Raw genomic sequence first — 12139 nt, 5'->3', positions numbered from 1 at the left:
GGCTTGTTTGAGCCCGCAACGCCCGGTTTTCTTCGGAAAGCCGGGCGTTGCGTTTTTACCGATTCGTAGCGGCACTGAGTAGCCAAAAGGGAAGCGCTTACGCGCGGTTTGGGCAGCATCGGGCGCAACGGAGCGGCGCCGGCCGCGTAGCTTTGCAGCTAACCTGCTGTTGTCACTCATGCCTACCCCCGCCACCCTGCGCATCCGCCGCGGCACCGAAGCCGACTTGCCCCGCGTCCACGAGCTGATTGTGGAGCTGGCCGTATATGAGCGCGCCCCCGAGGAAGTCACCAACACCCTGGCCGACATGCGCCGCGACGGGTTCGGCCCGCAGCCCATTTTCGGCTTCTTCGTGGCCGAAACCGCGGAGCAGGGCATCCTGGGCATTGCCCTCTTCTACACCGCCTACTCCACCTGGAAGGGCCGCATGCTCTACCTCGAAGACCTAGTAGTGACCGAAACCGCCCGCGGCACCGGCATCGGCCGCAAGCTCTTCGACGCCGTGGTGGCCGAAGCCCGGCGCACCGGTGCCCACCGCTTGAAGTGGCAGGTGCTGGAGTGGAACGAGCCGGCCATTGGCTTCTACAAGCGCATCGGCGCCAACCTCGACCCCGAGTGGCACAACGGCAACCTCACCGCCGCCGACCTGCAAGCCTACACCTGCGACCCGGCCGTGGTAGCGGCCATTGAGGGATAAACGGGCGGCCCGTCATCCTCATCTGGCGTACGCGCAGCCAAGGACCTTCCTCAAGGCCTGCACCGCCGCTGACGCCGCTTGTAGCCGTTGCCGTGTCGAGCGTAACGGAACATGACTATAAATAAGAAGCGCAGCCACCGAGCCCGGACGAGGGCCGTTGGTGGCTGTGCTTTTCAGTTAGTGCGGAGTGCGAGGACGGTTCTTGACTACGTCGACCTTCGGTTTGCTCTGCTCAGGATGACGGGCTGGATTATCCGCTCAGGCGTACGCTTTAGCCGGTGAAGCAGTGGGTTGCGCCGCGGCATAAGCTTGCCGAAATGAGTACCACCACAGCGCCGAGCCAGCCAAGTAGGCCGCCCCCCCGGCCGCGGCCCAGCCGAACCAGCCGTGCCCGCGAGCGGCCAGCAACAGCAGGGCTAACGAGGCAGCCAGACGCATGGGTTCCAGCCGGTAGCCCCAGCTTTTGGCCTCAAACAACGCCCCGCAGGCCAAGGCTGCCCACACGCACCAGCCGGCCACGGCCCAGCGCAGCGGCGGGCTCATGTCCTTCTGCGTGAAGAGAAACACGGCCGCCCCGCCGATAAGCACCACGTACTGCGCGAAGACGTACCAATTGACAGCGCGCGGCGCGGTGGTGCTGTATTTCTGGTAGCTGGCCGGGTCGACGTCGGGAATCGGGTAGGGGCCACCCTGAATGGCCGGGCGCCAGCCGGGCCGGCCGAACACCACGCGCAGCCGGTGCCAGAAGCCGGGCGTCTGGCGCAGCTGCTCCCGCATCTGGGCGTAGTGGCCGAAGTTGGCCCACACTGGGTTCCAGGAGTTCAGCGGCGTAGTGATGCCGTAAACGGGCCGCTCCTCTTCCGCCTGAAACGTGCCGAACAGCCGGTCCCACACGATAAAAGTGCCCGCGTAGTTCTTGTCGATGTACTTGGGGTTGCGGCCGTGGTGCACGCGGTGGTGCGAGGGCGTGTTCAGCACCCACTCCAGGGGCCCGAGCTTGCCGATCAGCTCGGTATGAATCCAGAACTGGTAGAGCGTGACCAGCGCCGAGATGTAGACAAACCAAGTCGTTTCGAAGCCGAGCACGGCCAGCGGCAGGTAGAACGCGAAGGTGAACATGCCCTGAAACGAGCTTTGCCGCAGGGCCACCGAGAGGTTGTAGTCCTCGCTTTGATGGTGCACCACGTGGCCGCCCCACAGCACGTTGATTTCGTGGGAGTAGCGGTGGGCAAAGTAGTAGCACAGGTCAGCCAGCACGAAGAGCAGCAGGCTGCTGGCCCAGGTGCGCGGCACTTCCCACAGCCGGGCGTGCTCGTACAGCAGCTCGTACACCCCAATCACCGCCACCTTCAAGAAGACGCCCGCAATTTGCGAGGTCACGCCGCAGCTGATGTTGGTTACCGCGTCGTGGAAGCGGTACTTCTCCCGGTGCTGCAGCCGCTCGACGAGCAGCTCGGCGCCGATCAGCGCGAAGTACACCGGAATGGAGAGGACAATGGGGTTCAGGTTCATGGCGGGGCGGAATGCGGGGCGGGCGAGGAAGTTACGCAATTGCCGCGGCTACCACCTCCACCAAAAGCAAAGCGTCATTCCCCGCCGGCGGCGCAGAATGACGCTTCGAAATCAGCCGGCTCAGCCGCTTAATCGATGACTTCCAGCACGGTGCGGAACGACACGTACTGGCCCGGAAAACGGGTTTCCAGGTCGGCGCGCAGGCCGGGGGCGGCCACGCGCTGGTATTCGTCGAGCTGTTCGGTGCTCAGGCAGTAGAACTGCGCCGCGTAGGTGCAGCCGTCTTCTTCCTCGTTGAGCAGGCGCAGCAGCTGACTTTTGACGAAGAAGCCGGTGCCCATGACGTCGGGCATGTGCTGGTCGCGCATGAAGGCCACCCATTCCTCGGCCACTTCCGGGTCGACGCTGCTGGTAATGTTGTAAAGAATCATTGGGGAACTGGTGAGGCGGTGAACTGGCGAGTTTGGGATATGGCTCCGTGAACAACACGCACCATTTCCCCACCTCACCAAGTCACGATCAGACCCGCATGGGGTCGGGTTGGAAATTCTGAATTCGGGCGCGAATGTCGGCCGGGGCCAGCTTTTCGGCTACGGCTGAGGCGGCAAGCGTGGGTAGTTCCGCGTCGCCGGCAAAGCGCAGGGAAAGAACCTGGCCCAGGCTCAGCTGCTGCTCCAGCGGCTGGAAACGCTGACCCGTCAGCTCGAAGTAGCGCTGTCGCACTTCCAGCCGGGCCACGCGGTCTTGCAGGGTGAGGGCGTAGTGCTGGCGCAGCATTACCAGCGTAATGAGCAGCACCACCGCCAGGGCCAGCAGGCAAAACCACACCCGCGAGTCGTCGGAGTCCTGGCCGGCCACGGCCCAGTAGCGGCGGCCCGTATAAAGGGCCATGATGAAGGCAGCCGGCAGGGCTACAAAATGGTGCGGGGCGTAGTATTGGCGGGTGAAGCGGGCTTCGGCCATGCAAAGGTCGGGGTCAGGAAGAAGTAAAAGTGGGGCAAGGGCAGGCCGGGCTTAGTTCTGGCCGCGCTTGCGGTTCCGCTCTTCGTCGCGGGCGGCCCGCTCCCGCTCTTTGGCCAGGTTTTCCTGGGCTTTGTCGCGCTCCTTGCTGGCCTGGGAGGCGTTTTGCACCGGCCCGCTCACCTGCGGCATCGACGCCGGCTGGTTGGGTGGCGGCGCCTGTTGCGTGGAAGGCGAAGTAGTGCCGGTAGGGGGCGGAGGCACTTGGGCAGCCGCGGCCGCCGCTATGAGGCAAAAGCCGCCGAGCAGTAGCAGCGGACGAAACAGCTTGTTCATGGGGACGGTGGAATATAGAGTTTAGCTAAAATACGCGGTGGGCCGGCTGGCAGTTCCCGCCGGGCCCGGGAATGCGCTTCAGGATACCTCCACGTAGTCGAGGTCTTTGCCGTAGGTTTCGGGCAGGGTGCTCACGGCCCAGAAGGCCAGCAGCAAGGACACCGCCCCCACCACCGCGCCGCTGCCGACAAGGTTGGGCGCGGTGGAGGAGCCGAGTATGGCCGCCAGCCCGTTGAAAATGGGCACCAGCGCTACCACCGAGCCGCGGGCAAAGTTGGGCGCCGTAGTAGCCACCGTGGCGCGCAGGTTGGTGCCGAACTGCTCGGCCGCTACCGTCACGAACAAGGCCCAGAAGCCCACCGAAATGCCCATCACGAAGCACAGGCGGTAAAAGGCCGTGGGCGAGGCGCCGCGCAGCATAAACAGATACGCTGCCACCACCGTGCCGCAGATCAGCAGAAACAGCTGCAGGGCGCGCTTGCGGCTACGCAGCAACTGGCTCAGGGCCCCGCTGGCAAAGTCGCCGAATACCAGGCCGAAGTAGCACCAGAACACAGCCAGGCCAGCCGATACTTCGCCCTGCACGCCCAGGGCACGGCCAAACTCCGGCGCCAGCGTAATCAGGATGCCGACCACAAACCACAGCGGCACGCCGATGAGCAGGCACTTGAGGTACTTCAGCAGCCTTGGGCCGTTGGTGAAGAGGGCCAGGAAGTTGCCGCGGTCCACGCCGTGCTGCTGCTTGGCCTGCTCGAACATGCCCGACTCGAACACGCCCACGCGCAGCAGCAGCAACGCCAGGCCCAGCCCACCGCCCACGAAGTAAGCATTGCGCCAGCCCAGCGCCTCGCCCACCCAGTAGGCCAGCATGGCGCCCGATACGCCCACCGTGGCCACAATCATGGTGCCGTAGCCGCGCTTTTCCTTGGGCAGCGTTTCGGCAACCAGCGTGATGCCCGCGCCCAACTCCCCGGCCAGCCCAATGCCGGCAATCAGCCGCAGCCAGGCATATTGTTCGATGGTGTGCACGAAGCCGTTGGCAATGTTGGCCAGCGAATACAGCAGAATCGAACCGAAGAGCACCGACAGTCGTCCGCGCTTGTCGCCCAGAATGCCCCAGAGGATGCCGCCGAGCAGCATGCCACCCATTTGCATGGAAATCAGGTGGGTGCCTTCGGTGGTGATGTCAGCCTGCGCCGTGATGCCGAGGTCCTTGAGGCTGGCCACCCGCACGATGCTGAACAGAATCAGGTCGTAGATGTCGACGAAGTAGCCGAGGGCGGCCACCACCACGGCGGCGCTGAGCAGGCCGGTGGTTTTGGGCGGGGCGGAGTTGGGTGGGGTAGAGGTCAGGGCCATGCAGAAGCGGAATACGGGGCGCAGGTTACGAAGATTTGCCCACGCAACCAGCACCGGCCGCTACGGATGCGCTGCGTCGCAGCTGTCGTGGGTGCAGGCGCCGGGCTCGATCTGCACGGTGATGTGGCCGATGTTGAACTCGTCCTGGATGCGGTGCTGCAAGTCGTGCAGGAAGTTGCTGTCGGTACCGCTCGGGCGCACGAGGTGGGCGGTGAGGGCCGTGTCGCGGGTGCTCAGGGGCCAGATGTGCAGGTCGTGCACGCCCGTTACGCCGGGCTGGGTGAGCAGAAACTGGCGCACGGCCGTGGGGTCGATGCCGGTGGGCACGGCTTGCAGGCTGAGCTGCACCGTTTCGCGCATAAGCCCCCAGGAGCTGACGCCCACGATGCCCAGGATGACGAAGCTGATGGCCGGGTCGAGCCAGAGCCAGCCGGTGAAGTACACCAGCGCCCCGCCCACCACCACGCCCACCGACACCAGCGCGTCGGTGAGCATGTGCAGGTAGGCCCCGCGCACGTTCACGTCGCCCTGCTGCCCACGGCTAAACAGCCAAGCCGTGAAGCCGTTGACCACGATGCCGGCCCCGGCCAGCAGCATCACCAGCTTGCCATTTACCGGCTCGGGGTGGCGCAAATGGTCGATGGTTTCCCACAAAATCACGCCCAGCGCGAGGTAGAGCAGGGCCGCGTTCAGCAAGGCCGCCTGAATGCTAAGCCCCTTGAAACCATACGTATAGCGCGCCGAGCTGGGCCGCTTGCCGATGAGCATGGCGCCCCAGGCCAGGGCCAGGCTGAGCACGTCGGAGAGGTTGTGGCCGGCGTCGGAGAGCAGGGCCGAGGAGTTGGCCCACCAGCCGCCGGTGGCTTCGGCGGCCACGAAGGCCAGGTTCAGGGCAATGCCCCAACCAAAGGAGCGGCCCACGTTTTCCAGGTCGGCCGGGCCGTGGTGGTGGTGGCTGTGGCTGTGGTCGTGGCCGGCGTGGGAGTGGTTATGGTCGTGCGGCATGGTGGCTAACGAAAGGGGAGGAACGGCGCATGAACCAGCGCCCACGTACCATTCCTCCCATCTTTACGCAGAAGGCGGACGCTGCGGTCAGGCCGCGGCGTGCCCCAAGGTCCGAATTCGGGGCCGGTCCGCCGCGCTTAGTTGAAGCTCAGCGGCACCAGCAGCTTCAAGCTCACGTTGCGGCCCTGGTTGAACACGCCCTGGCGGCCCGTCACGTTGTTGACGTCGGTGTACTTCAGGCGGCTCAGGTGGTTTTGGTAGGCCACGTCGAATACGTTGTTGACCGACAGCAGCACCGAGGCCACCGTACGGCCCTTGCTGGTGACGAAATCTGTGCCGGCGCCCAGGTTGACGAGCGTGTAAGCGTCGGTGGGCGTTTCGGTGTCGAAGGCGCCGAAGATGCGGCGCTGGGCGAAGTTGTGCTCCAGCCCGGCGCGGGCATATACGTTGGCCACGGCCGACAGCCCCGGCACCTTGCGGAAGTTCACCCGCAGCTCCGACTGCACGCGGTCGGCGGGGGTGAAGGGCAGCCACTTTTCGCCCTCGCTCTGCCCCAGGCGGCGCGAGCGGACCATGGAAAACGAGTTTTCGAAGTGCAGCCAGTCGAGCGGGTGCGGGTGCAGGTCCACCGTCACTTCGCCGCCGTACAGGTTGGCCGGGCTCTGGCCGTACAGGAACACGCGGTATTCCTCGCCGTCCTCGGGGTTGACGCGGGTGGAGTCGCCACCGGCCACGTTGCTGATGCGGCGCGGGAAGATGAAGTGCTGGATGCGGTTGTCGAAGCCGTCAACGCTGAAGGTGACGTGCTCGGTGTTCAGGCTCAGGCCTAGGTCCGACTGCAGGCTGGTTTCGGCCTGGAGGCCGGGGTTGCCAATTTCGTAGCGCGTGGTGCCCTCGTGCACGCCGTTGGAGCCCAGCTCGGCAATGTTCGGCGCCCGGAAGCCCCGCGACACGTTGGCTTTGAGCACCAGGTCATCGGTGATGCTGAAGGCCCCGCCCAGGCTGCCCGACCAGTTGCGGTAGGTGTTCTGGAAGGCCGCGAACTTCTGCTCGGCGTTGGGCGTGCCGCCCGGCACCGGCTCTTCCTGCTCGTTCAGCCACAAGGCATCAGCCGTGATGCGGCGCTGGTCGAGGCGCAGGCCGCCGCTCACGTCGAGCCGGCCGAAGGTGCGCTTGGTGACGCCGAACACGCCGCCGTCGAAGAGCTGGTAGGCCGGAATCAGGAATTCCGCGCCCAGGTTCTGGTTTTCCTGGCGCATGCCGCTCACGCCCACGGTGGTGTTCCAGCCGCCGAGCTCGGGCAGAAAGTAGCGCGCCGCGTAGTCAAGGGTGCGCAGCTGGAAGTACAGGCTGGGCTCGTCGGCGGCCAGCACGTCGCCAAACTCGCGGCGCAGGTTCTGCTGCCAGCCCACGTTCACGGTCAGCCGCGACTGGCCGAGGATAAAGTTGTTGTCGGTGCCGATGCGCAGGTGGTTGATCTGCTGCCGGGGCACGTCGAGGCCGTAGCCGCGAAACCCGTCCCGGTCGACCAGGCGGTTGCCCACGGCGTCGTTGCCCACCGCGTACTCCTGCACGAAGCGGCCCGTGGCCGAGTCGCGGGCACCTTCGATCAGGCCCAGCTCTTGGTTGAAGGAGCTGACCGTCAGGTGGGAGTAGCCCCAGCTTTTGTTCAGGCCCACGTAGCCGCTGCCGTTCAGCTCCTGAAAGCCGGAGTTGTACACCTGACCGTCGTAGCGGTTGCGGTAGTCGCCGGCCACCTTGCCCGAGCCTCGCACCAGCCAATTGAAGCCGTTCAGGTTGCCCGCGTTCATCAGCGAGTAGCCCTGCAGGTGGTTGTTGGTCTGGTAGTTGGCCGCGACGGAGCCAAGCACGCGGCCGTTGTCCACCGGGTCGGGTGCCACGAAGTTGACCACCCCGGCCATGCCGTCGGAGCCGTAGAGCAGGGAGCCGGGGCCCTTGATGATTTCGGCCCGGTCGATGCTGTACTCGTCGATTTCGATACCGTGCTCGTCGCCCCACTGCTGGCCTTCCTGCTTGGCGCCATTGTTCAGGGTGATGACGCGGTTGGAGCTCAGCCCGCGAATGACGGGCTTGCTGATGGCCGCGCCGGTGGTAATCTGGCTGACGCCCGGCGTGTGGGCAATGGCGTCGATGACGTTGGACGACGCGTGCTGGTTCAGCTCGTCCTTATCGAGGACGGTGGTGGGCACCGGGGAGCGGCGCAGCTCGGTGGAGGCCGACACGCCCGTGACGACCACCTGGCCCAGCTCGGTCACGGCCGGCGAGAGGGCGAAGTCCAGCGGCTGCCCGCTACCGGTGTCCACGGTGCGCACCAGCGTGCCGTAGCCCAGGGAGCGGATTTGCACCAGAAAGCGGCCCCGCGGCAGGTTCTGGAAGCTGAAGCGGCCGTCGGTGTCGGTGGCGGTGCCCTGTTTGAGGTCGGGGAAGAGCAGCGTCACGCCGGGCACGGGCTGTTGGGTGCTTTGGTCGACGACGCGGCCGGTAACGGTGACGGCCGCGGCCGCGCGGGGAGCAGGGTTGGGGACGGATTGGGCTTCGGCAAGCGCCGGAACGAGCAGGCAAGCCGAAAGCAGCAGCGAACGGGACATGAGGGGAAGTCGAAGGGAGGAACGGAGCACCCGCCGGGCCGCGAGAAGGGCAACGCACTGAACAGCGCCTTCCGCGGCAACTCCGGACCCAAACCGCAGGGAGCAGAACGGGGGCCGGTCAGCAGCGGGTGCAACCAGGAAAAACAGGGTGCGGTGCGGCCCTTCGGGCCAGGCCAGCGCAAATAGAAAAAGAGGCGGGCAGCCGCCGCTCGATAGGCTGAAGCCAACGTAGCGGGGCAAAAACTGCCCTGAACGGCTGACAACGCAGCCACGGCCAAAGGCCCACTGTTGGGCTTCAGCCGATGCTACTCACAGCGAATAGCACGGAAATCAGGCCCGGGCCGGCGGGCCGCGCAGCCACGCCGCGGCGGGGGTAGCAACCGTCCACACCGATTGCCGGGCCTCGCCTTCGGGCCGGGTATAGGTGTAGAAGGCAGTGGGCACCACCAGCTCCGCCGCGGGCTGAAACGGCACGTCGTACAGGTGGTCGACGGGGCAGTGCTGGTGCTTGGTGCTGAGCACGGCTTTGTCGCCGTGGTGGGCCGGCAGCACGGCTTCCTCCTTCTCCGTGTGCGCGTGGCGGTGCAGCGCCAGAATAGCCGACTCCGGCAGCAGCACCCGCACGAAGCAGAGCAGCAGCAAGGTGGCTATATGGGTGCGAAAGTCGCGCATGAGCAGGGCTGAAGTCGGGGCTAAGTACGGACGCGGCCAACAAGCGGCCAAACCGGCGGGCAAAAACACCCGAATCCGGCTACCGTTGCACGCCAGATAGCGGCAACGAACTACCCCGGGTTTTACGTAACTTATTCACTCCATTGTACCACCATCCATCTGCATCCCACCCATGAAACGAATCCTACTCCGCACCCTGCAGCAGCTCGCCCAGCAAATCCGCCCCAAGAAACCAGCCTTCGGCGGCGAGAAGCCCACCGAAACGCTGTTTGTGTAACGCACGCAGCGCCACCCTTCGCACAGCCCACCGCCCCGTTCGGCGAGGAAGCAGCGCAGCCGACCGAGTCTCCCAGATCGGGACTTGGCACGAATCTTACTTCGGGTCATCTAACTGATTGACCTTCGTGCTGATGACCTCGCTCCACTTCGATTCGCTCGTCCTGTTTCACGACCCCGCCCTACGTCTGCTCTACCACCGTTGGCGCGGGCAGCACAACATGCACCGCTTCCGCCCCGCCGTGGATTATGTCCAGCACGCGCTCCGGCAGCACGCCATTGAGTCGTGGGTAATTGATCTGAACGGCCTGCCTAACCTCGGGCTCGACGACCAGATGTGGCTTAGCGACGAAGTGTTGCCGGCCCTCAAGCCGCTCACCAATCTGCGCCAGCTCGCTTTGGTGCTCAGCGACAACGTGTACAACCAGCTTGCCGCCGAAAGCCTGCTGCACCAGGGCCAGCAGCATCTCAAGTTTGACATTCAGTTTTTTGCCGATTCGGCCGCGGCCATCGACTGGCTCATCAACCCCACGGGGGAGCCGGCCGTGCCCGTCACCTCGCGCATGGTGGCCTGAAGGGTGAGCGGGCGCTGACCCGGCTTTTTGGCGGGCGGCACCCCGCTAGCTCTGTCAGCCTGACAGCTTTGGGGCCCGGCGAGGGCGAGTGGAATACGATTTGAAACCGGCCCCGCGGCCCGGTTGCTCCCCGCGGGCAGCCGGGCCGTTTCCATTTCTGACAGTCCTCATCACTTACTTCTACCCGCCATGCAGGAAACCGGCAGCATCTCGATTCACACCGAGAATATCTTCCCCATCATCAAGAAGTTCCTGTACTCCGACCACGAAATCTTCCTCCGGGAGCTGGTTTCGAACGCCGTCGACGCTACGCAGAAGCTCAAGAGCCTCGCGCAGCTGGGCGAGTACCAGGGCGAGGCCGGGGAGCTGAAGGTGACGGTGAGCGTGGACAAGGAAAAGCGCACCATCACCATTTCCGACCGCGGCATCGGCATGACGGCGGAGGAAATCAAGAAGTACATCAACCAGATTGCCTTTTCCGGCGCCACCGAGTTCGTGGAGAAGTACAAGGAAAAGGACGCCGCGGCGAAGGACCAGATTATCGGGCAGTTCGGCCTGGGCTTCTACTCTGCCTTTATGGTAGCCAAGGAAGTGGAAATCTTCTCCAGGAGCTACAAGGACGACACCGAAGCCGCCCGCTGGATCTGCGACGGCAGCACCGAATTCACCCTCGAAACCACCGACAAGCAAGAGCGCGGCACCGACGTGGTGCTGCACGTAGCTGAGGATTCGGACGAGTTTCTGGAAACCCAGCGCCTGCGCGGCATCCTCGACAAGTACTGCAAGTTCCTGCCCATCCCCATCGAGTTCGAGGGCGAGGTCATCAACCAGACCCAACCGCTGTGGACCAAGCAGCCCGCCGACCTCACCGACGAGGACTACGTGCAATTCTACCAGACGCTGTACCCCTTCTCGGAGCCGCCGCTGTTTTGGATTCACCTCAACGTCGACTACCCCTTCAACCTGACGGGTATTCTGTACTTCCCCAAGGTGAAGGACGAGCTGCAGCTGCAGCGCAACAAGATTCAGCTGTACTCGCGGCAGGTGTTTATCACCGACGAGGTGAAAGACGTGGTACCCGAGTTCCTGATGCTGCTGCACGGCGTGCTCGACTCGCCTGATATTCCGCTGAACGTGTCGCGCAGCTTCCTGCAGGCCGACGCCAACGTGCGGAAAATCAACCAGTACGTCACGAAGAAAGTGGCCGATAAGCTGGCCGAAATCTTCCGCAAGGACCGTCCGGGCTTCGAGGACAAGTGGTCGGACATCGGCTTGTTTATCAAGTACGGCATGCTCTCCGACGAGAAGTTCTACGACCGCGCCAAGGACTTTGCCCTGCTGCAGAGCGTGGATAAGAAATTCTTCACGCTCAACGAGTATAAGGAGCACGTGCAGGCCAACCAGGTCGACAAGAACGGCCAGACCGTGCTGCTCTACACCACCGACCCGGAAGCCCAGCACGCCTACGTGGTAGCGGCCCAAGACCGCGGCTACGACGTGCTCAAGCTCGACGGCCCGCTCGACGCGCACTTCATTGGGCAGCTGGAGCAGAAGCTGGAGAAGACCACCTTCAAGCGCGTCGACTCCGAAACGGTGGGCAAGCTCATCGAGAAGGACGAAACGACCGAGAGCGTGCTGTCGGACGACGAGAAAACCAAGCTGCAGGAGCTGTTCTCGAAAGCCATCAGCAACCCCGCCATGCACGTGCAGGTGGATGCCCTCTCGCCCCAGGATGCGCCGGTTATCATCACCCTGCCCGAGTTTATGCGCCGCATGAAGGACATGCAGCGCGTGGGCGGGGGCGGCGGCATGGCCATGTTCGGCTCACTACCGGATAGCTACACCGTCAGCGTCAACGCCAACAGCGCCGTAGCCCAGCGCGTGCTCAAGGCCGACGAAGAAGCCGCTACCAAGCTGGCCAAGCAAGCCTTCGACCTGGCCCTGCTGGCCCAAGGCATGCTGAAAGGCGAAGCCCTGACGCAATTCGTGAAGCGCAGCGCCGAGCTGCTGGCCGCGGAGTAAGCGGCCGCGGGCGCGCAGCCGAAAGGCTGTTGCCAAGCACTTTTCGCCAGAAACGGCTCCGGTGGCTACTGCTGCCGGAGCCGTTTGGCGTTAGCGGGGCCGGCTCGGCTGTTCCG

At 64.6% G+C, this 12139-nt stretch carries 11 protein-coding genes; 3 read left to right on the top strand and 8 right to left on the bottom strand.

Translation table 11 applies throughout. From position 1 onward, the window contains the following. Positions 1-178: 178 nt before the first annotated feature. Positions 179-697 carry a GNAT family N-acetyltransferase gene (locus LJ737_RS01080; protein WP_227762031.1) on the top strand — a complete coding sequence of 173 codons (519 nt, stop codon included), beginning with the start codon at positions 179-181 and terminating at the stop codon, positions 695-697. Positions 698-955: 258 nt separating this feature from the next. On the opposite strand, the gene LJ737_RS01075 is transcribed toward LJ737_RS01080, so the two are convergent. The 8 genes from LJ737_RS01075 to LJ737_RS01040 form a co-directional block, all read right to left on the bottom strand. Beyond that, complete coding sequence (locus tag LJ737_RS01075; RefSeq protein WP_227762029.1) at positions 956-2209, bottom strand: sterol desaturase family protein; 1254 nt, start codon at positions 2207-2209, stop codon at positions 956-958. A gap of 128 nt (positions 2210-2337) precedes the next feature. Then, on the bottom strand, positions 2338-2640 hold the full coding sequence (locus LJ737_RS01070; RefSeq protein WP_227762028.1) for a DUF4286 family protein: 303 nt from the start codon (positions 2638-2640) through the stop codon (positions 2338-2340). Positions 2641-2728: 88 nt separating this feature from the next. Next, positions 2729-3172: a DUF6526 family protein gene (locus LJ737_RS01065; RefSeq protein ID WP_227762024.1), complete on the bottom strand. Its 444-nt coding sequence runs from the start codon at positions 3170-3172 to the stop codon at positions 2729-2731. A 51-nt stretch (positions 3173-3223) separates the two neighbouring features. Beyond that, a complete protein-coding gene (locus LJ737_RS01060; RefSeq protein ID WP_227762022.1) occupies positions 3224-3505 on the bottom strand; it encodes a hypothetical protein in 282 nt (93 codons plus the stop codon). 78 nt (positions 3506-3583) lie between these two features. Then, positions 3584-4864 (bottom strand): MFS transporter, encoded by a 1281-nt coding sequence (locus LJ737_RS01055; RefSeq protein ID WP_227762021.1) that lies wholly within the window; start codon positions 4862-4864, stop codon positions 3584-3586. Positions 4865-4924: 60 nt separating this feature from the next. Next, positions 4925-5869, bottom strand: coding sequence for a cation diffusion facilitator family transporter (locus LJ737_RS01050; RefSeq protein WP_227762019.1), 945 nt, complete (start codon positions 5867-5869; stop codon positions 4925-4927). 137 nt (positions 5870-6006) lie between these two features. Then, the gene (locus tag LJ737_RS01045; protein ID WP_227762017.1) at positions 6007-8478 is read right to left on the bottom strand and encodes a TonB-dependent receptor; all 2472 of its coding nucleotides are present in this window, start codon (positions 8476-8478) and stop codon (positions 6007-6009) included. A 330-nt stretch (positions 8479-8808) separates the two neighbouring features. Continuing rightward, positions 8809-9150 carry a hypothetical protein gene (locus LJ737_RS01040; protein WP_227762015.1) on the bottom strand — a complete coding sequence of 114 codons (342 nt, stop codon included), beginning with the start codon at positions 9148-9150 and terminating at the stop codon, positions 8809-8811. Positions 9151-9560: 410 nt separating this feature from the next. Here LJ737_RS01040 and LJ737_RS01035 point away from each other — a divergent pair, with 410 nt between their 5' ends. Together LJ737_RS01035 and htpG are read left to right on the top strand one after the other, a co-directional pair. Further along, the gene (locus LJ737_RS01035; protein ID WP_227762013.1) at positions 9561-10001 is read left to right on the top strand and encodes a hypothetical protein; all 441 of its coding nucleotides are present in this window, start codon (positions 9561-9563) and stop codon (positions 9999-10001) included. Positions 10002-10190: 189 nt separating this feature from the next. Then, the gene (gene htpG / locus LJ737_RS01030; protein WP_227762012.1) at positions 10191-12023 is read left to right on the top strand and encodes a molecular chaperone HtpG; all 1833 of its coding nucleotides are present in this window, start codon (positions 10191-10193) and stop codon (positions 12021-12023) included. Positions 12024-12139: the final 116 nt, after the last annotated feature.

Origin of the sequence: Hymenobacter sp. 15J16-1T3B, from assembly GCF_020711235.1 — a bacterium.
Classification (GTDB): Bacteria; Bacteroidota; Bacteroidia; order Cytophagales; family Hymenobacteraceae; genus Solirubrum.
This window is presented reverse-complemented; position numbering and strand designations above follow the sequence as displayed.